Source organism: Pseudoclavibacter sp. RFBA6 (assembly GCF_002931575.1).
GTDB classification, from domain to species: Bacteria; Actinomycetota; Actinomycetes; order Actinomycetales; family Microbacteriaceae; genus Pseudoclavibacter; species Pseudoclavibacter terrae.
Genome location: NZ_PSUA01000008.1, coordinates 22,829 through 46,556 on the forward strand (window position 1 = coordinate 22,829; position 23,728 = coordinate 46,556).

Sequence of the window (23,728 nt, forward strand, 5' to 3'; positions counted from 1 at the left end):
ACAATCAAGAGACCTGACGTGCAGCAGCCGTCGCGAAGAGGAGCCCGTATGACCGTGACCGAAGAGCAGGCCGCCTGGTTCCAGGACGCCTTCGAGCGGCTGACCGCCAACATCGAGCAGGCGGTCGTCGGCAAGCGGCACGTCGTCGAGCTCACCCTCACAACCCTCTTCAGCCAGGGGCACCTCCTCCTCGAGGACGTGCCAGGCACCGGCAAGACGGTGCTCGCGAAGGCCCTCGCCAAGACGATCGACGGCACCAACAGCCGCGTCCAGTTCACGCCGGACCTGCTGCCCTCCGACGTCACCGGCGTCACGATCTTCGACCAGGGGAAGCGCGACTTCGAGTTCCACCCGGGCCCCATCTTCGCCTCCATCGTGCTGGCCGACGAGATCAACCGCGCCTCGCCGAAGACGCAGTCCGCGCTGCTCGAGGTCATGGAGGAGGGGCGGGTCACCGTCGACGGAACACCGCATCCCGTGCCGTCGCCATTCCTCGTCATCGCCACCCAGAACCCCGTCGAGCAGGCGGGAACCTACAAGCTGCCGGAAGCGCAGCTCGACCGCTTCCTCATGAAGACCTCCCTCGGCTACCCCGACCACGAGAGCACCGTGCGACTCCTCATGGATGCGGGAAACCGGCAGCGCGCCGACAGCGTGCCCGCCATCCTCCACGCCGAGAACGTCGTCGTCATGCAGCAGCTCGCCGCCGACGTGCACGTCGACGAGTCGATCATGGCCTACGTCTCGGAGATCGTCACCGCCACACGCGCCGACCGAGACGTGCTCGTCGGCGTCTCCGTCCGCGGTGCCCTCGCGCTCGCCCGCGCCGTGAAGGCCTGGGCCCTCGCGCACGGCCGCCGCTACGTCGTCCCCGACGATGTGCGCACCCTCGCGCACCCCGTGCTTGCACACCGGCTCATCCTCGACCCGGAAGCCGAGTTCTCGGGTACCACGCCAGACCAGGTCATCGACCGGTGCCTCCTCGAGGTCGACCCACCCCAGCACCGAGCCGCGCAGTGACCGACGCGCACGAATCCACCGAAGCCGACGTCGCGGACCGCGACCGGCTCACGATCGGCGACGCCATCAGGTGCGTCACGCCGCTCGGCTGGATCGTGCTCGTCTCCGGCGTCCTGCTGCTCGCCGCCGGGACGGTGTTCGGCTGGCTCGAGCTCATCGGAATCGGGGGAGTGCTCATCGGCGTGTTCGCGGCCGCGGTGCCCTTCACCATCGGACGCGAGAGCTTCGGCGTCCAGGTCGACCTCGAGCCGCGGCGCGTTCGCGTCGGCGACCGCGCGCTCGGCCGCCTGCAGGTCACCAACCTCGGCGAGCGCCGCGTCCTCCCGACCCGCCTCGCACTCCCCGTCGGTCACGCGACCGCCGAGTTCAGCGTGCCCCAGCTGGCCCCGGACGAGACGCACGAGGACCTCTTCGCCGTGCCCACGACGCGCCGCGCCGTCATCGAAGCCGGGCCAGCCCGCTCGCTGCGGGGCGACCCCATCGGCCTGCTCGAGCGGGCCAGGAGATGGACGGGCGTGCTCGAGCTGTTCGTGCACCCCAGGACCGTGCGCATCACCGCCCAGGTGGCAGGCCTCCTCCGCGACCTCGAAGGTGTCACCGGCGAGCGCATCACCGACGACGACCTCGCCTTCCACGCCCTCCGCCCCTACGAGCCCGGGGACGACCGGAGGAACATCCACTGGCGCACGAGCGCGCGGACCGGCCTGCTCATGGTCCGGCAGTTCCAGGAGACCCGTCGCTCGCAGGCCAACGTGCTCCAGACACTCGAGACGTCCGCCTACGCGTCCGAGGAGGAGTTCGAGCTCGGCGTCGAGGTGCTCGCCTCCCTCGCGCAGGAACTCATCCGCTCAGGGGTCGCCCTCAGCGCCATGACCCAGAGCGGGCGGCTGCCGACGCGCGCCGTCTCATCGATGCTCGACGGCACCAGCAGGCTGCAGCCCCACGCGAGGGCAGCCCCATCGCTGCGCGACTTCGTCGCCCTCAGCGTGCGACGGCTTCCCCAGGCCAGCATCGTCTTCCTCGTCTGCGGCAGCGCCACGACCGACGCGCAGCTCGGGCAGCTGCAGTCGGTCTTCGCAGCCGACGTGACGCTCGTCGTCTTCCGCTGCGCGATCGGACACCCAGCCAGCCGCACGCGCCTCCGCGAGACCGTCGTGTGCACGGTGCCTGATCTCGACGACCTGCCGCGCCTGGTGCGCGAGACGCGGGTGCGCACATGACCGCGGCGACCAAGGGGCAGACAGGCGGCGGACCGCGGGAGATGTCCTCGCCCCGGCGCGACCGAGCCACCCGGGCGCCGCAGGAGACAGCGACCACGTCCCTGATGGGGGCGCGTTCAATAGTCGACGCGGGTGTCATCGCGGCGCTCACGACGCTCGCATCCCTCGGGTTCGCGCCCGCCTACGGCAGCGGCTGGTTCCTGCTCGCGGTCGCTGGCGGACTCCTCGTCGGCATCGGCCCCGCCCTCATCGGGGCCCGCCTGGGCCTCACCCGCGTCAACACGATCCTCGTGGCGATCGCCAGCTACTTCCTCTTCGGAACCGCGTTCGCGCTGCCCCAGTCCGACCTCGGCGGCGTGCTGCCCACCCTCGCGACGCTCGCCGACCTCGCCCGCGCCCCCGTGTTCGCGTGGCGCGACGCCGTGACCCTCTCGACGCCGCTCCTCGAACCCGGCCATCTCGCGGCGCTTCCCTACTTCGTCGCCGCCGCCTGCTCCCTCGTGTCGATGATGCTGCTCCTCTGGGTCGCGCCCGCACGCCCTCATGCGGTCTGGCCGCCGACCGTCGCGCTCCTCGGCCCCCTCGCCGTCCTCGCCAGCGCGATCTTCATCGGGACAGACGACAGCGTCGCCGGTGTGCTGCGCGGCGGGATCTTCGCCGTCGTCGCCCTCGTCTGGCTCAGCTGGCGCCGCGGCTTCGGCAACGTCGCCTCGAAGGACGCCAGGCGAGCGCTCTTCCGTGCCCGCGCGCTCGGCACCGGCGTGCTCGTCCTCGTCGCCGCCCTGCTCACGACCGCCGGTGGCCTCGTCGCCTCCGCGACCGTCGCCGACCAGCGGGTCGTCGCACGCGAGCAGATCACACCGCCGTTCGACCCCCTCTCGCACACGAGCCCACTCGCCGGCTTCCGCGAGTACTCCAAGCTGAGACCAGACGCCGTGCTCTTCGACGCAACCGGCCTCCAGGGCGGCGACCGCATCCGCCTCGCGACCCTCGAGAGCTACTCGGGCAAGTCCTGGCAGATCGCCGACCCCCAGCAGTCCCTCGAAGCAGCCGGCAGCTACACCCTCTCGGGACGAGTCGTGCCGAGCAACCCCTTCGTGACCGCATCCTCCCAACGCCACCTCGACGTCACCATCCGCGACTACTCCGACATCTGGCTGCCAAGCGTCGGCGTCCCGACGGACGTGAACCTCACCGGCGGCAGCCTGCCAGAGCGCCGCGGGGACTTCCGCTTCAACGCCCGCGCCAGCGGAGGCCTCCTCACCTCGGGACTCCAGGAAGGCGACACCTACGAGATCGCCGCGCTCGTGCAGGACCTCCCGATCGAAGGGCAGCTCGACAACGCGGACGTCGTCGACCTCGCCTACCCGGACATGCCCGCCGCCCCAGCCGCGCTCGTCGAGCGCCTGCAGAGCTACGTCGCGGGCGAGACCTCGCCCTACCTGCAGCTGAAGGCCATCGAGAACGCGCTCATGGCCGAGGGGTACTTCAGCCACGGCACCGCCAGCGACACCGTGCCCTCCCGTGCCGGGCACGGACTCGACCGCATGCAGGAGCTCTTCGAACTCCGCTACCTCGTCGGCGACGAGGAGCAGTACGCGTCCGCCATGGCGATCATGGCCCGCCAGCTCGGCTTCCCGGCCCGTGTCGTCATGGGCTACGCGCCAGAGGTCACGAGCGAGGGCACGACCGAGGTGCGCGGCTCCGACGTCACCGCCTGGGTCGAGGTGCCATTCGAGCGCTTCGGATGGGTCGCCTTCGACCCCACACCGGAGCGCACCGACGTGCCCGTCAACACGACGACCGACCCCCAATCGAAGCCCAAGGCCCAGGTGCGTCAGCCACCGCAGACCCAGGAGAAGCCGGACGAGCTGCTGACGAGTGCCGACGAGCGCCGTCAGGAGGAAGAGCCGGACGACGAGGAGACCCTCCCCGGCTGGATCCTCACGCTCGGCGCATCGCTCGCGGTTCCACTCGCGCTGTTCTTCGTGCCGCTGCTCGTGATCGCGCTCCTCAAACGGCGACGACGCCGAAGACGACAGCACGAAGGGACCCCAGACCTCCGGGCAGCCGGGGCATGGAGCGACAGCATCGACCGATACGCGGAGCTCGGCTACGCAGTGCCGCCACGACGCACCCGCGCGCAGACGGCCGCGGCAGTGCATCCATCGCTCGCCTCCATCGCCGACCGGAGCGACCTGGCCGTGTTCGGCGACGAGCTGCCGACGGAAGAGCAGCTCGCGCTGCTCTGGGCGGATGCGGATGCCTCCGTCGCCGAGGCGCGCAGGTCCGTCGGCTTCTGGCGCCGCCTCCGAGGACGATTTGCGTTCCGCCGCCGCCAGCGAGCCGTATCATGGCGACGTGGAACGTTCGGGGTTCATCGAGGTACCGCCGGGAATGATCGGCCAGGGGGCGAGCATGTCTGAGACGGCAGACGAGCCCGACCGGGCAGCTCGGTCGGAGCAATCAGCGCGCGGAAGCTCGGCGGAAGGATCGCCCGACAACTGGCTCCGCGCCGAGCTCGACGACGACTATCCGCTGCCGCCGCTGCCCGCCCCACGGCCCAGGCTCACGCCACAGCCAGCCGCGCAGGGCCTCCAGCCGGCCGCGCAGGGCCTGCAGCCGGCCGCGCAGGGCCTGCAGCCGGCCGCGCAGGGCCTGCAGCCGGCCGCGCAGGGTCTGCCTCCCGCCGCCCCGCAGTTCGGCGCAGCAGCGCAGGTCACCAGCGCACCGCTCGAGTCGCCGCTCGCTCCGGTCGATCGTGCCCAGTCTGCAGTGCCGTTCCAGGGGCCTTCGACCACCCCGGAGGTCGACGCCCGACAGCCGAGCGTGCAGGGGCCGGGCGCGCATGCCGAGCAGCCGCTCCCAGAATGGGTGATCGTGCTCGCCGACGGCGTCAGCCTCCCCATCTACGGTCCGGTGGTGATCGGGCGCAACCCGTCGCAGGAACGCTTCCCAGACGCCTCCGTCTCCGCGGTCCCCGACATCACCCAGACCATGTCGAAGACCCACGCCAGGTTCTGGGCAGACGGCGACCGCCTGTACGTCGACGACCTCAACTCCACCAACGGCGTCGCCCTCTTCCCTGGCGGGAATGCGCACGGCGCCCTCGCGGTTGAGCCTGGAGTCCCAGCGGAACTCCGCTCCGGCGACGTCGTGCAGCTGGGCGAATACCGGCTGTCGATCCGCCGAAGCTGAGCACCGCGTTCAGCCTCGTCCCGTCAGGAGCCGCATGGTCTCGTCGCTGCGACTCACACCCCCGACGCCGACACCAGAAGCCCGAAAAGCTGCAGACGACGCAGTGTTAGCATGGTCCGCATGTCTGCCGGTCTGCTCCTCCTTTGCTGCCGCGACGGGGCCTGACTTCGCAGGTGCATCCCGTCGCGGTGTTCAAGGCGCCTGACCAGATGCGAGGAGACACAAGCAGCATGAAGACCGAACGCAGCAGCACACACGGCGCACTCCCCACGGCGCAGCCGAGAACCCTGGCGCAGAAGGTGTGGGAAGACCACCTCGTCGCCAAGGGTGAAGACGGCTCACCAGACCTCATCTACATCGACCTGCACATCATGCACGAGGTCACCAGCCCGCAGGCGTTCGACGGCCTGCGCGTCGCTGGCCGCCCCGTGCGCCGCCCCGACCTCACGATCGCGACCGAAGACCACAACACGCCGACGGTCGACATCCTGAACCGCATCGCCGACACCACGAGCCGCACGCAGATCGAGACGCTGCGCCGCAACGCCAAGGAGTTCGGTATCCGTCTCCACCCGCTCGGGGACGCCGAGCAGGGCATCGTGCACGTCGTCGGGCCGCAGCTCGGCCTCACGCAGCCCGGCATCACCGTGGTCTGCGGCGACTCGCACACCTCCACCCACGGGGCCTTCGGTGCCATCGCGTTCGGCATCGGCACCAGCGAGGTCGAGCATGTGCTCGCCACGCAGACGCTCGCCATCAAGCCGTTCAAGACGATGGCCATCAACGTCGACGGAACCCTCAGGGAGGGCGTCACCGCGAAGGACATCATCCTCGCCGTCATCGCCAAGATCGGCACGGGCGGCGGCGCCGGCTACGTGCTCGAGTACCGTGGCTCCGCCATCGAAGCCCTCTCCATGGAGGGGCGCATGACGATCTGCAACATGTCGATCGAGGCCGGAGCGCGCGCGGGAATGGTCGCACCGGACGAGAAGACCTTCGCGTATCTCGAAGGCCGCGATCACGCCCCCATCGGCGAAGACTGGGACGTGGCACTCGACTACTGGCGAACGCTGCGCACCGACGACGACGCCGTCTTCGACGCCGAGGTCTCCATCGACGCCGACACCCTCGAGCCGTTCGTCACCTGGGGCACCAACCCCGGCCAGGGCGTCTCCCTCAGCGGCGTCGTCCCAGAGCCGTCCGAGTTCGCCGACCCCAACGACCGGCAGGCCGCCGAGCGCGCCCTCGAGTACATGGCGCTCGAAGCGGGCCGCCCGCTGAAGAGCATCCCCGTGGACGTCGTCTTCATGGGGTCGTGCACGAACAGCCGGATCGAAGACCTCCGCGCCTTCACCTCCGTGATCGCAGGACGCCAGAAGGCAGAGGGCGTGCGCGTCATGGTCGTCCCCGGTTCCGCGCGGGTTCGCCTCGAGGCGGAAGCCGAGGGCCTCGATCGGATCATCACCGACTTCGGAGCGGAGTGGCGCTTCGCGGGCTGCTCGATGTGCCTCGGCATGAACCCAGACCAGCTCGAACCGGGCCAGCGCTGCGCTTCCACCTCGAACCGCAACTTCGAAGGGCGCCAGGGCAAGGGCGGGCGGACCCATCTTGTGTCTCCCCTCGTGGCCGCCGCGACCGCGGTTCGCGGTACGCTCTCCAGTCCGTCCGATCTCGACCCGCCCGCAGCATCCACAACCCCGGGCACCGCACAGCAGCCACAGGAGGTGACCGTCTGATGGAGAAGATCACCCGCATCGAAGGCGCCGCCGTCCCGCTTCGCCGCTCCAACGTCGACACCGACCAGATCCTCCCGGCGGTCTACCTCAAGCGCGTCACCAAGACGGGCTACGAAGACGCGCTCTTCAACGGGTGGCGGCAAGACCCCGAGTTCGTCCTCAACCGACCCGAATACCAAGAGAACCCCCGCATCCTGCTCGTTGGACCCGACTTCGGCACGGGGTCATCCCGAGAGCACGCCGTCTGGGCGCTCAAGGACTACGGCTTCCGAGCCGTCATCGGCTCCCGCTTCGGAGACATCTTCCTCGGCAACGCCGGCAAGCAAGGGCTGCTTGTCGCCACGCTGGAGGAGCACCTCGTAGAACAGCTCTGGGATGCCGCGGAAGCGGACCCGGGCGCGGCTGCGGTCGTTGACCTCACCACGAACACCGTTACTGTCGGAGACATGACGGCGACGTTCGAGATCGACGACTACACGAGATGGCGTCTGCTCGAGGGCCTCGACGACATCTCGTTGACGTTGCGTGACGAACACGCGATCTCCACCTTTGAGTCACGCCGAGAGGCGTGGCGTCCGCGGACTCTTCCGATCCGCAGGTCCACCACCGCAGGGAGTGCAACTCAGTGAACACGATCACCAACGACTCGGCTCGCGCCGGCGCATCAGTCGGCCTGACCGGCGACACCATCGTCTTCAACGGCGGACGCCCGCTCGCCGGTCGCATCGAGGTCCGTGGCGCGAAGAACCTCGTGACCAAGGCCATGGTCGCGGCCCTCCTCGGCGAGGACGTCAGCGTTCTCCGCGACGTGCCGGACATCTCCGACGTCCGCGTCGTCGCCGGCCTCCTCACCCTCCACGGCGTGAAGATCGACCGCAACGAGGTGTCCGGCGACCTGCGCCTCGACCCGACGAACGTCGAAACGGCCCACATGGCCGAGATCAACGCGCACGCCGGCTCCAGCCGCATTCCGATCCTTTTCTGCGGCCCGCTCCTGCACCGCCTCGGCGAGGCGTTCATCCCCGACCTCGGCGGCTGCCGCATCGGCGACCGCCCGATCGACTTCCACCTCGAGGTGCTCCGCAACTTCGGCGCCGTCATCGAGAAGCTGCCGAGCGGCATCCGGATGAGCGCGCCAGAGGGCCTGCACGGCGCCAAGGTCACGCTCCCGTACCCGTCCGTCGGCGCCACCGAGCAGGTCCTGCTCACGGCCGTCCGCGCGAACGGGCGCACGGAGCTGCGCAACGCGGCCATCGAGCCCGAGATCATGGACCTCATCAACATCCTGCAGAAGATGGGCGCCATCATCTCGGTCGACGCCGACCGCGTCATCCGCATCGAGGGCGTCGAGCGCCTCGGCGGCTACAGCCACAAGGCGCTCTTCGACCGCAACGAGGCAGCCAGCTGGGCCTCCGCGGCCCTCGTCACGAAGGGCGACATCTACGTCGGCGGCGCCAAGCAGCCCGAGATGCTCACGTTCCTCAACGTCTTCCGCAAAGCAGGTGGAGCGTTCGAGATCCACGACGACGGCATCCGCTTCTACCACCCAGGCGGCGAGCTGCGCCCCGTCGTCATCGAGACGGACGTGCACCCCGGCTTCATGACCGACTGGCAGCAGCCGCTCGTCGTCGCCTTGACGCAGGCGCACGGCGTCTCGATCGTGCACGAGACCGTGTACGAGCAGCGCTTCGGCTTCGTCGACGCCCTCGTCGAGATGGGCAGCGACATCCAGCTGCACCGCGAGTGCCTCGGCAGCCAGGAGTGCCGCTTCGGCCAGCGCAACTTCCAGCACTCCGCCGTCATCTCCGGCCCGACGAAGCTCAAGGCGGCCGACATCGAGGTCCCCGACCTGCGCGGCGGCTTCAGCCACCTCATCGCGGCGCTCGCGGCGGAGGGCACCTCGCGTGTCTCCAATGTCGGCATCATCGCGCGCGGCTACGAGAACTTCATCGCGAAGCTCGAGACCCTCGGAGCTGACTTCACGGTAGAGGCGTAGGAGTGACCGCTGCGAAGCGGGGATCTGCGGGGAAGCGCGTCTCGCCGGAGAAGAGCACTCCGTCGATCTTCTGGTTCCTGGCGGCGATCGCCTTCCCACTGAGCTGGCCGATCATGCGGTGGGAGATCAAGGGCGAGCTGCCGGTCGACGGCGCATTCATCGTCGCCCCGAACCACACCAGCGAGGTCGACCCGCTCATCATGGGGATGGCGGTCTGGAAGCTCGGCCGCGCGCCGCGCTTCATGGCGGCCGACCGCCTCTTCCGAGTGAAGGGGCTCGGCTGGATCCTCCGCAAGAGCGGGCAGATCCCCGTCTCGCGTGACGTCCGCGGCGCCAACCAGGCTGCCATCGCGTCCGCGCAGCAGCTCGCGCGGCTCGGCCAGGGGGTCATCATCTACCCGGAGGGCACGCTGACCCGCGAGCCCGAGCTGTGGCCCATGCGCGGTAAGAACGGAGCCGCCCGCGTCGCCCTGAGCGCCGACATCCCCGTCTACCCGACGGCGATCTGGGGCGCGCAGCACATCCTGCCTCGCTACTCCAAGAAGCTCACGCTTGGCTGGCGCAAGACCATCACGGTGCACGTCGGCGAGCCCGTCAGCCTCGCCGAGTTCAACGGGCGGATGCACAGCGCGAGCGCCATGAAGGCCGCGACCGAGCTCATCATGCACGACATCACTGGACTGCTCGAGGGCATCCGCGGCGAGAAGGCTCCGACCGAGCTCTACGACCCGGCCAAGCACGGGCAGACGGAGCACGGCCGGTTCCCGCAGGACCGGGGCACAGCCCCACGAGAATCGGGCAGCGGCGCGTGAGCTCCGTGCAGCGCGCCGTCGTGCTCGGCAGCGGCAGCTGGGGCACCACGTTCGCGAAGGTACTCGCTGACGCGGGGCACGAGGTGACCATCTGGGCTCGCCGTCCTGAGGTCGCGAACGAGATCAACGAATCGCACCGCAATACGGGCTACCTGCCTGGCATCGACCTGCCGAGGAACCTGCGCGCGACGCCGGACCTCGTCGAGGCGGTTCGAGGGCAGCGCTTCGTGTTCGTGTCGGTGCCCGCGCAGACGGCGCGCGAGCTCGCCGGGCAGCTCGCCACCCTCATCGACGACGACGCGGTCGTCGTGAGCCTCATGAAGGGCGTCGAGCGCTCGAGCGGCCTCCGCATGAGCCAGGTGCTCACGGGCGTCCTCGACCTCCCGCCCGAGCGCATCGCGGTGGCCAGCGGGCCCAACATCGCGCTCGAGATCGCGAAGGAGCAGCCGACCGCCATCGTCGTCGCGTCTGACAGTGAGGCGACGGCCGTGAGCGTCGCGAAACTCGCCCGCAACGGCTACCTGAAGTCGTTCGTGAACGTCGACGTGGTCGGCACCGAGTTCGGCGGGGTCCTCAAGAACCTCATCGCCATCGCCGTCGGCATCGTCGACGGCGTCGGCTACGGCGAGAACACCAAGGCGTCGGTCATGACGCGCGGCCTCGCCGAGATCTCCGACTTCGCTGTCGCCATGGGCGCCCAGGCGTCGACCATGATCGGGCTGGCCGGGCTCGGCGACCTCATCGCGACGTGCGAATCCCCGCTCTCGCGCAACTTCACGGCTGGCAGGCTCCTCGGGCAGGGGTACGTCTACGACGACGTCGTCGCACAGATGCAGCAGACGGCGGAGGGGCTCAGATCGGTCGGGGCGATCCTCGAGCTCGCCGAACGCCACGGGGTCGACATGCCCATCGCGACGCAGATCGACGATGTCCTCCACGGCCGCATGAGCCCCGCCGACCTGGCACCGCACCTCGCGACCGACGACGGACCGAGCGGCGAGTAGCGCCTCGTCCCAGCCTGGCGACCCCGTACCCTTGATGCGGTGAGCGAAGAGTCGCTCGTGGAAGGAACCCTCATGTCGACCGCTCAGCCGAACGCCACCGCAACCGCAGACTCGCGGCCCCTCATCGCCATCGTCTTCGGCGGCCGATCGAGCGAGCACGCGATCTCGTGCGCCACGGCGAGCGGTGTCCTCGGCGCGATCGACCGCGACAAGTACCGTGTCCTGCCGATCGGCATCACGCGTGACGGCGCCTGGGTGCTGGAGGACGACGACGCGGACAAGTTCGCGCTCGACCCCGAGAACCTGCCGGAGGTCGTGGACAACGGCACGCGCATCCACCTGCCGGACTCCGCGAAGCACCGCGAGGTGACCGTCTCCCGAGTCGAGGGCGACGCCCTGGGCGCCGAAGCCGGAGCCGAGCGCACGGAGCGCACGTCGCTCGGCGAGGTCGACCTCGTCTTCCCGATCCTGCACGGCCCGTTCGGCGAGGACGGCACCGTGCAGGGCATGCTCGAGCTCGTCGGCCTGCCTTTCGTGGGGTCGTCGGTGCTCGCCGCGAGTGTGGGCATGGACAAGCACTACACGAAGATCGTGCTGCGGGATGCCGGCCTGCAGGTCGCGGACGGCGTCACCGTCACGCAGCATCAGTGGGACACGCAGGGTGAGTCGCTGGCGGCCGAGGTCATCGACCAGCTCGGGCTTCCCGTGTTCATCAAGCCGGCCCGCGCCGGCTCGAGCGTGGGCGTCAGCAAGGTCGCTGCGCTCGAAGAGTTCGCCGGCGCCATGACGACGGCCCTCGCCGAGGACGACCACGTGCTCGTCGAGGCCGCAGTCGTCGGCCGAGAGGTCGAGATCGCCGTGCTCGAGTCGCGCCCGGGGGAACGTGCGCGCGCCTCCGTCGCCGGTGAGATCGTCATGACGAAGGCGGAGTTCTACGACTTCGAGGCGAAGTACCTGGACGACTCGGGGGTCGAGCTGCGCTGCCCCGCCGACCTGAGCGACGAGCTGCTCGAGGAGATGGCGGAGCTCGGCGTCCGCGCCTTCGAAGCGCTCGGCGCGTCCGGGCTCGCCCGCGTCGACTTCTTCCTCACCGACGACGGCTTCGTCGTCAACGAGATCAACACGATGCCCGGCTTCACGCCCATCTCCATGTTCCCGAAGTGCTGGCAGGCGAGCGGCATGAGCTACCCGGAGCTCATCACCGAGCTCATCGAGGTCGCGAGCGCGCACGCCGCGGCCCGCGAGGCGCGCCTCACGCGCTAGCGGCACAGCTGGCGGCGGGGGCGGGGCGTCCCCGCAGCCCGGACCTGGACGGGATCTCGGCCGCTATTGGGAGCCGAGCACGTCGTCGGCGCCCACGCAGGCGCCCGTCTTCGGCAGCTTCTCGACCGCGTCCTCGAGGTCGATGAGCGCGTTGACGCCAGATGCGACGTCGGAGTCGACGATGACCTCGACGGCGGGGGTGCGCCCGTAGCTGGTGAACCGGTAGGTCGGGGCCTGGCTATCGTCAACGATCCAGTCGATGCCGTTGATGTTTCGGCACTCGGCGGAGGTGGGCCCAGGCGTCGGCACCCCGCAGCGCAGCAGCACGCTGGCTGGGCTGCCCCAGGCTCCCGTGGCCTGGGCGTTCGTGAGGCGCAGCTCGAGTCCGTCGACGGTGGAGGGGAGACGGACCGAGACCTCTGCGCACTCTGGCGCTGCGGCGTCGGGCGCCGGTTCCATCGGCACACTGGCGCTGTTGCAGGCGGTCAGCAGCACTATGGATGCGGCGGTCGCGGCGACGGCGGAGCCGATTCGCGAGGCGGAGCGGGAGGTTCGAGGCATTTGCTCCCAGGCTATCGTGAACGGGTGCCTGCCCTCCCCGACGAAGCCTCACCCCGTCCCGTCCCTGCTGGCGCCCCTGTCGCCCTGACAGTGGGCGAGTGTGGCGAGACCGAGCTGCTGCGGCGCATCCTCGCCAGAGTTCCTGCGGCCAGGGCCGGGGTGCTGGGCGCCGGCGACGACGCCGCGGTCCTGGCGGCCGGCGACGGGAAGGTCGTCATCACGACCGACCTCATGATCGAGGGGCCGGACTTCCGCCTCGCATGGTCGTCGGCTCGCGACCTCGCCCGCAAGGCGTGTGCCTCGAACCTCGCCGACGTCGCGGCGATGGGGGCCGCCCCGACCGCCATCACCGTGGCGCTTGCGCTGCCCGGGCAGACGGCGGTCTCCTGGGTCGAGGAGCTGGCCGAGGGATTCGCCGAGGCGCTCGGCGAGATGGCCCCCGGGTGCGGTGTCATCGGCGGTGACCTCTCGACGAGCGAGCAGCTGGTGATCGCGATCACGGCGTTCGGAGACCTGCGCGGGGGAGACTCGGTGCGACGGTCTGGAGCCCAGCCCGGCGACGTCTTGGCTCTCAGCGGTCCCGCCGGGCGCAGCGGCACCGGGCTCTCGCTGCTGTATGCGCTCGCCCGGGATCCCAGCGGGGAGGCGCTGGCGGAGGGCATCGCGGCCCTGCGCGATCGTGGCGAAGCCGTGGCGTCGGTGATCGACTGGCATCTCGCACCCACGATCGACGCCAGCCTGGGACTCGCGGCCAGGGACGCCGGGGCGTCGGCGATGATGGACGTCTCCGATGGCCTCCTTCTCGATTCCGCGCGGCTGGCTCGAGCCAGCGGCGTGCGGCTCGACGTCGAGACGGCTGCTCTCGCGTCTGACGTCGAGGCGGTCGAGGCTGCGCTGAGCGCCGCGATGCCGGAGCTGGACGAGACCCAGCGGAGGGCGCGCGCCGTGGATCTCGTCGTGGTCGGCGGCGAGGACCACGGCCTGCTCGCGACCTTCCCGGCCGGGGTGACACTGCCGGACGGCTTCAGGGCGATCGGTCGAGTGCATCCGCTGCTCGACGACGACACCTCACGCGTCCTCGTCGATGGTGAGCCGAGGGAGGCTCGGGGCTGGGATCCCTACGCCTGGGACTTCTCGTCGGCGGAGTCTTCGACGGGGCTCGCCTCGTAGCTGTAGACGATCGTCTCGCCGTACGCTTTGCGGCGCAGCGGCTCGAAGCTGCGCGGAACGGTCGGCGCGGGGGAGCGCGAACCGCGTTCGAGCACGACGACCGCCTCGGGAGCCAGGTGCGGCACCAGTGCCTCGAGCGCCTCTGCGAGCTCTGCCTCGCCGAGGTCATATGGCGGGTCGATGAACACGAGCTCGAAGAGCTGCGCTGGGGGAGTGCGGAGGAAGCTCGCCACGGAGTTCTGCGCGACGCGCGTCGTCACCGTGCGGCGGCCCTGCTCGCGCGTCACGCGCGCGAGCAGGTCGGCGTTGGCGCGCAGCACGCTCGTGGCCGCCTTGGACTGCTCGACGAGCACGGCGCTGGATGCGCCCCGGCTGAGCGCCTCGAACGCGAGTGCCCCGGAACCCGCGTACAGGTCGAGCACGGCGACACCGCCGAGGTCGAGCAGCGACTCGAGCGACGAGAACATCGCCTCGCGGACGCGGTCGCTCGTGGGGCGCGTGCCGCTCTTGGGGACGTTGAGCGAGTGGCCCCTGGCGGCTCCTGCGATGATGCGTGTCACGCAGCGATCGTAGCCGCGGGGTCGCATCGGTGCGCACAGCCGCGAGCTTCTGGCCGAACTTGTCGGGGGTGCGTGGAATGATGGGCACTTGAATTCGGAGGTGGCCATGGAATACGGCAACAGCGGGGAAACCCGGGCGGCGACAGCCTCGCCCACGACGTCGACTGGGCGCGATCGCGCATCCGACGCGGCTGTCGCGTTGCAGGATGGCGCTCGTCAGATCCGCGAGAGCGTGTCGTCAGTCATCTCGGGCAAGGACGAGCAGGTGCACCTCGCCGTCGTCGTGCTCCTCGCTGGCGGTCACCTGCTGGTGGAGGATGTGCCAGGCGTCGGCAAGACGGTGCTCGCGAAGACGCTCGCGGCGGCGATGGACTCGACCGTGAGCCGCATCCAGTTCACCCCTGACCTCCTGCCGTCGGACGTCACGGGTGTCGCGATCTACGACCAGGTCGAACGCCGCTTCGAGTTCCAGCAGGGCCCGGTGTTCGCGAACGTCGTCATCGGCGACGAGATCAACCGCGCCTCCCCGAAGACCCAGTCGGCGCTCCTCGAGTGCATGGAAGAGGGCCAGGTCACGGTCGACGGCGTCACGCACAAGCTCCCCGCGCCATTCACGGTGTTCGCCACGCAGAACCCTTCGGAGATGGAAGGCACGTACGCACTCCCGGAGGCGCAGCGAGACCGCTTCATGGCGCGGATGTCGATGGGCTACCCCGAGCGCGATGACGAGCTCGCGATGGTCGACCGCCGCGACTCGAGCGACCCCCTCGCCAGCGTGCGCGCCTCGCTGAGCGCGACCGACGTGTCGACCATGATCGAGCAGGCCTCGCGAATCTACGTGGCCCCCGCCATCAAGCAGTACATCGTCGACCTCGCGAGGGCCACTCGCGAGCATCCCGACGTGCGCGTCGGCGTGAGCCCCCGCGCCACCCTGCATCTTGTCCGCGCCTCGCGCGCGGCTGCGGCGGTCGCCGGGCGCGACTTCGTCGTGCCGGACGACGTGGCGAAGCTCGTCGGTCCCGTCTTCGCGCACCGGCTCGTGCTGAGCGCCCGCGGGTCGAGGGGTACCGCCGCGTCTGCATCCGCCGCCCGCATCATCGACCAGATCTCGCAGCAGATCGCCGTCCCAACGAGCGCGGCGACCGCGTAGCGCGTGGCGACGAAGCGCATCGAGAGGCGGCTGAGACCCACCAGCCGAGCCATCGGCCTGGTGGTGGTCGGCGTGCTGCTCGGAGCCGCCGCCGTGGTCTTCGGCCGTGGCGAACTGCTCGCCCTCGGCGGGTTCCTCGTCGCGCTGCCCCTCGTCGCCTACGTGCTTCGCCTCATCTGGCGTCCGCGCCTCGAAGCCGAGCGCACGATCTACCCGACGACGCTCGCGGTGGGTGATCGGATGCGTGTGGTCACGGAGGTCCGCAACCGGTCCTGGATTGCGCTCGAGCCGAGTTCCTACCTGGACCTGCTGCCCGGCGCGGAGCCGTCCAGCGTCGGCGGCGTGCTGCCGGCGATCGGCTCACGCATCAACCGCAACGAAGACAAGCGGCGCCGCCGGGTCGCCTACGGGGTGGATTCGATGCGGCGCGGAGTCCACGAGGTCGGGCCCCTGTTCTTCGACAACATGGACGGCCTCGGCCTGACCAGGCGAGTCCTGAAGATCGGTGAGGCGACCGAGGTCGAGGTGTGGCCTCGCGTCGTCGACCTGCCGGCGATGTCGGTGCCGAGCGGCAAGAGCGGCGGTGAGGTCGAGGCCGGTGTCGCGCAGTCGGGCGACTCCGACGACGTGCTCACCCGCGACTACCGACGAGGGGACCCGCTGAGACGCATCCACTGGCGTGCGACGGCGCACGCGGGAGAGCTTCGCGTTCGGCAGGAGGAGCACCACGCCGAGGACACCTCCGTGGTGATCCTCGACACGAGCGGGGCGCCCGAGGTCGAGGAGCCGAAGGCGCCGATGACGATCATCGACCTCATGAACGAGCAGGCCGGTCCGATGACTGCCGTGGATGCGGAGTTCGAGCTCGCGGTCTCCCTCGCCGCCTCGGTGCTCGCACGCTTCCACCGGTTCGGGTACGAGACCGAGCTCTTCGAGACGCACGCCGCTCTCGACGGTGACGCCGAGAGCACGCGCACCCCGTCGGAGGAGGCCCTCGAAGGGGTCATGCGTCGACTCATGCTGACGCAGCCCGACGCTGAGCGCCGGGAAGCCTGCGCCGAGGTGGTCGACGACATCTCCAGGGTGGCGCGCACGCCCGTCGTCTACGTGCACCGTCACCTGACCGGCGATGGTCTGGCCGCCATCCGCTCGCTCTCGTCGGTCGCCTCGCCCGCCCTTGCCCTCATCGTCTCCGACGAGCCCGTGCCCCCGGCAACCCTGACGTCGTTCACGGAAGCCGGCTGGAACGTCGCTGTCTACTCACCCACCCGCGCCCGGCCGTTCTCGCCCGTGCTGGAGCTGGAGGCCACCGCATGAGCGCGCAAGCCACGACCACGGCGCAGATGCGCCGTCGCCAAGGCTGGAAGGGCACCCCGGGCGCCAACGGCTCCTGGGTGGTCACCGTCTCGCTCGCCGTCCTGATCTTCAGCGCGACGAACCTGCTGTGGCCGATCTTCGACACCAACACGTGGTCGGCGAAGGCCATCGTCCTGGTCACGGTCATGCTCGGGGCCGCCGCGCTCGTTCGCACCTTCACGGGGTCGCAGCTCTGGGCGCTCATCGCCTCGATCGTGGGCGGTGCGATCGTTCTCGTGGGCTTCACGGGGCGCGGCTCTCCGCGGGCGACGGTCGAGGGCTGGGGTGTGCTGGCCGAGCAGCTCGTCGAGCAGCTGCGCTCCGACGCGGCCCCATTGCGTGAGACCGACGCCATGACGATGCTCGTGCTCATCGGCGTCGCGATCATCGTGGTGCTCTGCGACTTCTTCGTGTTCGGCATCAGGGGTCGCTCCCTCGCGATGCTGCCGCTGCTCGCGTTCCCGCTCATCCCGATGGCCCTCGGCATCGACGCGTTCGACGGGTGGGCGTACGTCTTCGCCGCGTTGGCGCTCGCGGTGTTCCTCTATGCGGTGTCGAGCTGGCACCAGCGCGTGCACGACGAGGAGCTCTCGTACCAGGGCTTTCTCGTGGACAGCAGGGGCCTGGCCGGTCTCGGCGGCGCGCTGGGCGTCACCGCGGTGTCGCTGGTTGCCGTCCTCGTCGCCTCGACCGTCGTCCCAGCGCCGACCGGCATCGACGCGATTCGGCAGACGTCCACCGCCGGGCTGTCCACGAACCGGGCGAATCCCATCATCGACCTCGGCGAAGACCTTCGGCGCAACAACGCGGTCGAGGTGCTCCGCTACGCGACGACCACGGACCAGGGTTCGCTGCCGTACCTGACGCTGCAGACGCTCAGCGACCTGAACGGCAGCGACGACTGGACCCCCGGTGCCTTCGACGGGAACGTGGCGATCGACGGGGGCGAGCTGCCCCTCCCGACCGGTGTCTCCGCCGGGGCGCAGTCCAGCGAGTTCACGACGCGCATCGTGCTCAACGACGGCGTGAGCTCGTTCCTCCCGCGGCCCGGTTTCGCGGCCAGCATCGTGGACCTCCAGGGGGAGTTCCTCCTCGAAGAGCAGACCGGTGACGTACGCAGCGCGAACGACGAGGCCCTGGCGCAGAACTACGAGATCCAGACGGTGGTGCCGACCCCGAGCTTCGAGACCATCTCGCAGGTCGAGGTCGATGTGCCGCCCGAGCTCGAACCGCTCACGCAGGTGCCGGACGAGCCGAGTGCCGACCGCATTCGGGACGTGCTCGCCGGAATCGTCGACGAGAACGCCCCGGCGGGGACGCAGGCGCTGCAGCTCCAGGCGTTCTTCGCCGAGGGCTTCGCGTATTCGGAGACCGCGCCCGTCCAACAGGGCTACGACGGCACGAGCCTCGACGTCATCGCCGCCTTCCTGGACGCACGAGCGGGGTACTGCGTGCACTACGCGTCGTCGATGGCGGTCATGGCACGCATGCTCGGCATCCCCTCCCGCATCGGCGTCGGCTTCACGCCTGGCTCCGCAGGGGAGCTGAACGCCGAGGGGCAGCCCGTGTACACCGTCACGAGCGACCAGCTCCACGCGTGGGCAGAGCTCTACCTGCCCGGGCACGGCTGGGTCATGTTCGAGACGACGCCGGCTGGTGCGCTCGGAAACCTCGTCGCGCCCGGCCCTGGCGAGACGACGGCGCCGACGATCGACCCGTTCGAGACGACGACGCCGACACCGACGCCCGTCGAGACGCAGAGCACGGCGGGGCCGACCGTGCCACCGGAGACGCCGACGCCGACTCCGGCTCCGACCGATGGCACGGAAACCGCCGGAGAGCAGGAGGGTGAGGAAGCGGGCATCGACCTCTCCGCCGTGTTCGTCACGCTCGCAGTCATCGCCGGGGCGCTGGCGGTCATCGCGCTCCTCCTCATCCCAGCGTTCCTTCGCGGCGCCAGACGGCGAGCGCGCCGAGCTGCGGTCCTCACCGGGAGACCCCCGCAGCATCCCAGCGCGGGAACCGCCGCTTGGCAGGAGATCTCTGAGAGCGCCGTCGACTACGGCGTCCGGCTCGCGGCCGGCCTCACCCCCGAGGCGGTCGTCGTCGCCATCGCTGGCGCCTTCGAGACCCGACGCGACCCGGCAGACGCCCCTGCCGCCGCCACCGACCCCGCCGTCGGGGAGGTGGATGACGCCCGCTCCGCGCTCGATCGCATCCGAGTCGAGCATGAGCACGCCGCCTTCTCGGACCCGGGAGCCGGGCAGCAGCTGAGCGCAGGCGAGCGGTCGGCGCTCTGGAACGACGTCCTCGTGGTCCGGGCAGCGCTCCGGGCCGCGGCGGCGCCCGCCGTCCGTCGCCGGGCGGTGCTCGCCCCGGCCTCCCTGTCAGGAAGGCGCTGATGGACGGCTTCAACCTCGACACTCCGCTCGAGGACGTGCTCGGCAAGCGCGACGCTCAGCAGCTCAAGAAGCAGCTCGACGTGACGACGGTCGCCGACATGCTCGAGCACTACCCACGCCGCTACGCGCGCCGGGGTGAGATGACCGCCATCGAGTCGCTGCCGCTCGGAGAGCACGTCACCCTGGTCGCCCGCGTGCTCCGCGTCAGCGACCGGCAGATGCGGGCGCGCCGCGGTTCGATCCTGGAGGTCGAGATCACCGACGAGAAGGGCATCGTCTCGCTGACCTTCTTCAACCAGAGCTGGCGGGCGAAGCAGCTGCAGCCGGGCGTGACGGGTATCTTCTCCGGCAAGGCGTCGGCCTACCGTGGGGCCATCCAGCTCGCGCATCCCGAGTACGAGCTGTTCGAGAATGCGCCGCTCGAGGCCCTGTCGGAGCGTCGAGACCAGTGGCTGAAGGAGCCGATCCCGATCTACCCGGCCACGGCCAGCCTCCCCACCTGGAAGGTCGCGGCCGCCGTCCAGGCGGTGCTCGAAGCGGTCCCGTTCCTGCGCGACCCGGTACCCGTCGAGACGCGTGCCATGTTCGGCATGTACAGCTACGACGAGGCGATGCGTGCCATCCACCAACCTGAGACATTCAAACTGCTCGAACGGGCGCGGGAATCGCTGCGCTTCACCGAGGCCTACGTGCTGCAGGCCGCGCTGCTGCAGCGCCGCGCCATCTCCGAGCTCGTCGCCGCCCGGGCGAGGACCGACGACATCGGCCCCATGCTCGCGGCCTTCGACGAACGGGTGCCCTTCGAGCTCACCCCCGACCAGAAGACCGTCGGCCGGCAGATCGCGAAGGACCTCGCGCGTGGCGTGCCCATGCACCGCCTCGTGCAGGGCGAGGTCGGCTCCGGCAAGACGCTGGTCGCCCTGCGCGCGATGCTGCAGGTCGCCGATTCGGGCGGACAATCGGCCATGCTCGCTCCCACCGAGGTGCTCGCCTCCCAGCACTACCGCTCGATCATCGACTCGCTCGGGCCGGAGCTCGCCGAGCGCCTGAAGCCGACCCTCATCACTGGGAGCATGCCGAAAGCCGAGCGCAAGCGGGCCGCGCTCCGCGTCGTCGCCGGCGAGGCCAAGATCATCGTGGGCACCCACGCACTGCTCAGCGACGACGTCATGTTCGACGACCTCGGCCTCGTCATCGTCGACGAGCAGCACCGGTTCGGGGTCGAGCAGCGCGAGTCGCTGCGCGCCAAGGGTGCCCAGCCGCCGCACCTGCTCGTGCTCACCGCCACCCCCATTCCGCGCACGGTGGCCATGACCATCTTCGGCGACCTGGACATCTCGAGCATCGTGACGATGCCGAAGGGGCGCCAGAAGATCGAGACGTTCGTCGTCGCGACTCGCGAGCGTCCGCACTGGCTCGAACGCGCCTGGCAGCGCGTCGCGGAAGAGGTCGACCGGGGGCGGCAGGCGTTTGTCGTGTGCCCGGCCATCGAGCCCTCCGAGCCCGCGGAGCCCGCCGAAGGCGAGGAGGCACCGCAACCGGTCGCGGCCGTCATGGAGCTCGCGCCGACGCTCGCCGTGCATCCGCTGTTCGCGGGCAAGCGCGTCGCCGCAGTGCACGGGGCGATGCCGAGCGACGAGAAGGACGGCGCCATGCGGGCCTTCGCGGAGGGCAAGATCGACGTGCTCGTCGCCACGACGGTCATCGAGGTCGGCGTCAACGTGCCGAACGCGTCGGTCATGATCGTGATGGATGCGGACCGCTTCGGCGTCTCGCAGCTGCACCAGCTGCGCGGTCGCGTGGGGCGAGGGGAGCACCCGGGGCTGTGCCTGCTCGTCTCGAACTCCGAGGAGGAATCCACCGCTCGGGAGCGCATCAACGCAGTGGCGGAGACGCTCGACGGCTTCGAGCTCGCCGAGCGCGACCTCGAGCTGCGCCGCGAGGGCGACGTGCTCGGCACCGCACAATCCGGCGGGCGGACATCCCTGAAGCTGCTCCGGGTCATCGAGGACACGGACCTCATCCGTTCCGCGCGAGACGAAGCCGCCCTGCTGATCAACGACGACTGGAGCTTGAAGCGCTGGCCGGACCTCAAGGCGGCCATAGGCCGGCACAGCTTCGAGGAGCGGGAGTTCCTCGGCAAGTCCTGACGGCCGCCGTCGGCCGCCGTCGGGGGAACGGGGCTCGCCAAGACAGGTCCGCGCCAGGAGACGGGGTCAGGCCCCTGGCCTACGATGGTCCGGTGACCTCCTCCTCCGCGCGCTCGCTCCGCATCGCCTCCCGCCTCATGATCGCCGCGATGCTGGCCTTCCTGGCGCTCGCGCTCGGGCTCGGGTCGCAGTACGCCTCCGCGCACGACTCACTGGTCGAGTCGAGCCCCTCCGCCGAGGATGCTGTGGAGGTGGCCCCGGCGAGCGCGACTTTGACGTTCTCCGCGGAAGTGCAGTCAGAGGGCACGCTCGGGCCGCAGATCGAGCTGTTCGCGGTGAGCGTCGTGGAGGAGACCGCTGTCGATCTCGAGTCGCCTGCGACGGTGGACGGCACGGTGGTCGACCAGGCGCTCCCCGAGCTCGCCGCCGGCGACTACGCGCTCAACTGGCAGGTCGTCTCCTCCGACGGCCATCCCATCTCCGGCACCATCCCGTTCACCGTCTCCGTGGGCGTCGCCTCTGCGGAGGACACGCAGCCCTCCGCCTCCGCGCCCGCCGGCTTCGGAGCCGCGGAGAACACGGAGGGGTCCACGCTCGCCAACAGCGACGCGGGAGCGACAGGCGCGGCGGAGCAATCCAGCACGCCGGTTCCCCAGGACTCGGGCATCCCTGCATGGGCCTGGGTGCTCATGGGGCTCGCCGGAGTCTCCGTCGTCCTCGTCTCCTTCCTCGTGTTCCGTCGCAAGGCCGCCGACCTCGAGGCGAGCCGCAAGCCGCAGGCCGACGAGCCGACGGCAGACCAGGACGACGACACGCCCAACGCGCGCTGACGCTGAGCTGGCCCGCCGGGCGGCGTTCCGGCCCCGCGTTCCGCCCGCGAGCGGCAACGTGGTGCTCGTGCGCGCTTCGCGCAGGAAGTCCCCCGTAGTCTTGTCCGCATGAGCAGAATCGCTGTTGTGCCCGGTTCGTTCGATCCGGTGACCCTTGGCCACCTCGATGTCATCCAGCGCGCCACCTCGGTCTTCGAGGAAGTGCACGTCGTCGTCGTGCACAACCCGGACAAGCACGCGCTCCTGCCCATCGCACGCCGGGTGGAGCTCATCGAGCAGGCCGTCTCGGCGAGCGGCATCCGCGGCAACGTCCGCGTCGCCTCCTGGAGCGTCGGCCTGCTGGTCGACTACTGCACCGATGTCGGCGCGAAGGTCATCGTGAAGGGCATCCGCTCGCAGGCCGACGTCACCTACGAGACGCCGATGGCGATCGTGAACCGCAACCTCGCCCGCGTCGAGACGATGTTCATGCTCCCCGATCCGAGTCACGCGCACGTGTCCAGCTCGCTGGTCCGTCAGGTGGCTGGGCTCGGAGGCGATGTCTCGCCGTACGTGCCGCGTGTCGTGTACGAGTACCTGCAGGGCGACACCGACACCTCCATCGAGTAAGGGGGTTCGGGATGCACTCCGAGCCGAGGGCGTACAATCTCCCGGTGACTTCCTCTCCGTACCTCGTGAACATCGCGACCATCGTGGGCAAGGCCGGCACGATGCGCACCCTCGAGCTCGACTTCGATGCGCCTGAGCGCATCGGCGAAGGGCTCGGCTACATCGAGAAGGGCACGCCGATCGAGCTCGACGTGCGTCTCGAGGTGCTGCACGACGGCATTCTGGCGACCGCAAGCCTCGAGTCCCGGATGAGCGGGGAGTGCAGCCGGTGCCTGACGCCGCTGGACGAGCCGCTTCGGGTCGATTTCGCAGAGCTTTTCGCGTATGCTCGCGACGAAGCCCTCGAGTACGAGGTTCACGACGACACTGTCGACCTTGAACCGCCCGTTCGCGATGCGGTAGTGCTCGCACTGCCATTCCAGCCGGTTTGTCGGCCGGACTGCCTCGGCCTAGATCCCGAAACCGGCGAGAAGCTGGTGGAGCCGCTCGAAGAGCAGGCGCCCGCGGTTGACCCGCGTTGGGCGGCGTTGGCAGGGTTTGGCGCTTCAACAGGAGCAGCCGAGGAACCAGCAACGGGTTCTGAGGAAGTCGCGGGTCCTCGTGAGACAGAATCTCGTGAGGATGCGCGCAACCATGATTACAAGGGGGAGCCGGGCCAGAGATGAGCTCGCCTCCCTGCACGATGAAAGAT

General features: G+C 69.9%; 20 protein-coding genes. 18 read left to right on the forward strand and 2 right to left on the reverse strand.

Annotated elements, in window-relative coordinates:
• Positions 1 to 48 precede the first annotated feature (48 nt).
• The 10 genes from C5C17_RS05825 (at position 49) to C5C17_RS05870 (ending at position 12,249) form a co-directional block, all read left to right on the forward strand.
• Positions 49 to 1,020, forward strand: a complete 972-nt coding sequence (locus tag C5C17_RS05825; RefSeq protein WP_104252451.1) for a MoxR family ATPase — start codon at positions 49 to 51, stop codon at positions 1,018 to 1,020.
• A complete protein-coding gene (locus tag C5C17_RS05830) occupies positions 1,017 to 2,240 on the forward strand; it encodes a DUF58 domain-containing protein (RefSeq protein WP_146079092.1) in 1,224 nt (407 codons plus the stop codon). The genes C5C17_RS05825 and C5C17_RS05830 overlap by 4 nt, the downstream gene beginning before the upstream one ends.
• Entirely contained in the window at positions 2,237 to 4,666 is a 2,430-nt protein-coding gene (locus C5C17_RS05835; RefSeq protein WP_146079093.1) for a transglutaminase domain-containing protein, read from the forward strand. Before C5C17_RS05830 ends, C5C17_RS05835 begins: the two co-directional genes overlap by 4 nt.
• The gene (locus C5C17_RS05840) at positions 4,659 to 5,438 is read left to right on the forward strand and encodes an FHA domain-containing protein (protein WP_146079094.1); all 780 of its coding nucleotides are present in this window, start codon (positions 4,659 to 4,661) and stop codon (positions 5,436 to 5,438) included. Before C5C17_RS05835 ends, C5C17_RS05840 begins: the two co-directional genes overlap by 8 nt.
• Positions 5,439 to 5,668: 230 nt before the next feature.
• A complete protein-coding gene (gene leuC, locus C5C17_RS05845; RefSeq protein WP_104252455.1) occupies positions 5,669 to 7,174 on the forward strand; it encodes a 3-isopropylmalate dehydratase large subunit in 1,506 nt (501 codons plus the stop codon).
• Positions 7,174 to 7,803 (forward strand): 3-isopropylmalate dehydratase small subunit, encoded by a 630-nt coding sequence (leuD, locus tag C5C17_RS05850; RefSeq protein ID WP_104252456.1) that lies wholly within the window; start codon positions 7,174 to 7,176, stop codon positions 7,801 to 7,803. The genes leuC and leuD overlap by 1 nt, the downstream gene beginning before the upstream one ends.
• The gene (gene murA, locus C5C17_RS05855) at positions 7,800 to 9,170 is read left to right on the forward strand and encodes a UDP-N-acetylglucosamine 1-carboxyvinyltransferase (protein ID WP_104252457.1); all 1,371 of its coding nucleotides are present in this window, start codon (positions 7,800 to 7,802) and stop codon (positions 9,168 to 9,170) included. The genes leuD and murA overlap by 4 nt, the downstream gene beginning before the upstream one ends.
• A 2-nt stretch (positions 9,171 to 9,172) precedes the next feature.
• Positions 9,173 to 9,982 carry a 1-acyl-sn-glycerol-3-phosphate acyltransferase gene (locus C5C17_RS05860; RefSeq protein ID WP_258065998.1) on the forward strand — a complete coding sequence of 270 codons (810 nt, stop codon included), beginning with the start codon at positions 9,173 to 9,175 and terminating at the stop codon, positions 9,980 to 9,982.
• Complete coding sequence (locus C5C17_RS05865) at positions 9,979 to 10,986, forward strand: NAD(P)H-dependent glycerol-3-phosphate dehydrogenase (protein WP_258066000.1); 1,008 nt, start codon at positions 9,979 to 9,981, stop codon at positions 10,984 to 10,986. The genes C5C17_RS05860 and C5C17_RS05865 overlap by 4 nt, the downstream gene beginning before the upstream one ends.
• A 72-nt stretch (positions 10,987 to 11,058) precedes the next feature.
• Positions 11,059 to 12,249, forward strand: a complete 1,191-nt coding sequence (locus C5C17_RS05870) for a D-alanine--D-alanine ligase family protein (protein WP_104252458.1) — start codon at positions 11,059 to 11,061, stop codon at positions 12,247 to 12,249.
• A 63-nt stretch (positions 12,250 to 12,312) separates the two neighbouring features.
• On the opposite strand, the gene C5C17_RS05875 is transcribed toward C5C17_RS05870, so the two are convergent.
• Positions 12,313 to 12,810: a DUF3515 family protein gene (locus C5C17_RS05875; protein ID WP_104252459.1), complete on the reverse strand. Its 498-nt coding sequence runs from the start codon at positions 12,808 to 12,810 to the stop codon at positions 12,313 to 12,315.
• Positions 12,811 to 12,834: 24 nt separating this feature from the next.
• Here C5C17_RS05875 and thiL point away from each other — a divergent pair, with 24 nt between their 5' ends.
• Positions 12,835 to 13,980, forward strand: coding sequence for a thiamine-phosphate kinase (thiL, locus tag C5C17_RS05880; RefSeq protein WP_258066001.1), 1,146 nt, complete (start codon positions 12,835 to 12,837; stop codon positions 13,978 to 13,980).
• Here the strand turns inward: thiL and rsmD are convergent.
• On the reverse strand, positions 13,929 to 14,540 hold the full coding sequence (gene rsmD / locus C5C17_RS05885; protein ID WP_104252460.1) for a 16S rRNA (guanine(966)-N(2))-methyltransferase RsmD: 612 nt from the start codon (positions 14,538 to 14,540) through the stop codon (positions 13,929 to 13,931). The two genes, thiL and rsmD, sit on opposite strands and share 52 nt — an antisense overlap.
• A gap of 106 nt (positions 14,541 to 14,646) precedes the next feature.
• Here rsmD and C5C17_RS05890 point away from each other — a divergent pair, with 106 nt between their 5' ends.
• The 7 genes from C5C17_RS05890 (at position 14,647) to C5C17_RS05920 (ending at position 23,702) form a co-directional block, all read left to right on the forward strand.
• Complete coding sequence (locus C5C17_RS05890) at positions 14,647 to 15,690, forward strand: MoxR family ATPase (protein WP_104252461.1); 1,044 nt, start codon at positions 14,647 to 14,649, stop codon at positions 15,688 to 15,690.
• A gap of 3 nt (positions 15,691 to 15,693) precedes the next feature.
• Positions 15,694 to 17,007: a DUF58 domain-containing protein gene (locus C5C17_RS05895; protein ID WP_104252462.1), complete on the forward strand. Its 1,314-nt coding sequence runs from the start codon at positions 15,694 to 15,696 to the stop codon at positions 17,005 to 17,007.
• Positions 17,004 to 19,448, forward strand: a complete 2,445-nt coding sequence (locus C5C17_RS05900; protein WP_104252463.1) for a DUF3488 and transglutaminase-like domain-containing protein — start codon at positions 17,004 to 17,006, stop codon at positions 19,446 to 19,448. Before C5C17_RS05895 ends, C5C17_RS05900 begins: the two co-directional genes overlap by 4 nt.
• Positions 19,448 to 21,598: an ATP-dependent DNA helicase RecG gene (locus tag C5C17_RS05905; RefSeq protein ID WP_104252464.1), complete on the forward strand. Its 2,151-nt coding sequence runs from the start codon at positions 19,448 to 19,450 to the stop codon at positions 21,596 to 21,598. The genes C5C17_RS05900 and C5C17_RS05905 overlap by 1 nt, the downstream gene beginning before the upstream one ends.
• A gap of 92 nt (positions 21,599 to 21,690) precedes the next feature.
• Positions 21,691 to 22,428 (forward strand): copper resistance CopC family protein, encoded by a 738-nt coding sequence (locus C5C17_RS05910; protein ID WP_104252465.1) that lies wholly within the window; start codon positions 21,691 to 21,693, stop codon positions 22,426 to 22,428.
• Between the two features lie 108 nt (positions 22,429 to 22,536).
• Complete coding sequence (gene coaD / locus C5C17_RS05915) at positions 22,537 to 23,037, forward strand: pantetheine-phosphate adenylyltransferase (protein ID WP_104252466.1); 501 nt, start codon at positions 22,537 to 22,539, stop codon at positions 23,035 to 23,037.
• A gap of 65 nt (positions 23,038 to 23,102) precedes the next feature.
• Positions 23,103 to 23,702, forward strand: coding sequence for a DUF177 domain-containing protein (locus C5C17_RS05920; RefSeq protein WP_258066003.1), 600 nt, complete (start codon positions 23,103 to 23,105; stop codon positions 23,700 to 23,702).
• Positions 23,703 to 23,728 lie beyond the last annotated feature (26 nt).

What these genes read in the sequence shown, in the direction of transcription:
- C5C17_RS05825 (WP_104252451.1), top strand. Translation starts at nt 49, where the DNA reads ATGACCGTGACCGAAGAGCAGGCCGCCTGGTTCCAGGACGCCTTCGAG.
- C5C17_RS05840 (WP_146079094.1), top strand. Translation starts at nt 4,659, where the DNA reads ATGTCTGAGACGGCAGACGAGCCCGACCGGGCAGCTCGGTCGGAGCAA.
- C5C17_RS05835 (WP_146079093.1), top strand. Translation starts at nt 2,237, where the DNA reads ATGACCGCGGCGACCAAGGGGCAGACAGGCGGCGGACCGCGGGAGATG.
- C5C17_RS05870 (WP_104252458.1), top strand. Translation starts at nt 11,059, where the DNA reads ATGTCGACCGCTCAGCCGAACGCCACCGCAACCGCAGACTCGCGGCCC.
- C5C17_RS05900 (WP_104252463.1), top strand. Translation starts at nt 17,004, where the DNA reads ATGAGCGCGCAAGCCACGACCACGGCGCAGATGCGCCGTCGCCAAGGC.
- C5C17_RS05890 (WP_104252461.1), top strand. Translation starts at nt 14,647, where the DNA reads ATGGAATACGGCAACAGCGGGGAAACCCGGGCGGCGACAGCCTCGCCC.
- leuD (WP_104252456.1), top strand. Translation starts at nt 7,174, where the DNA reads ATGGAGAAGATCACCCGCATCGAAGGCGCCGCCGTCCCGCTTCGCCGC.
- C5C17_RS05905 (WP_104252464.1), top strand. Translation starts at nt 19,448, where the DNA reads ATGGACGGCTTCAACCTCGACACTCCGCTCGAGGACGTGCTCGGCAAG.
- C5C17_RS05875 (WP_104252459.1), bottom strand. Translation starts at nt 12,810, where the DNA reads ATGCCTCGAACCTCCCGCTCCGCCTCGCGAATCGGCTCCGCCGTCGCC.
- coaD (WP_104252466.1), top strand. Translation starts at nt 22,537, where the DNA reads ATGAGCAGAATCGCTGTTGTGCCCGGTTCGTTCGATCCGGTGACCCTT.
- leuC (WP_104252455.1), top strand. Translation starts at nt 5,669, where the DNA reads ATGAAGACCGAACGCAGCAGCACACACGGCGCACTCCCCACGGCGCAG.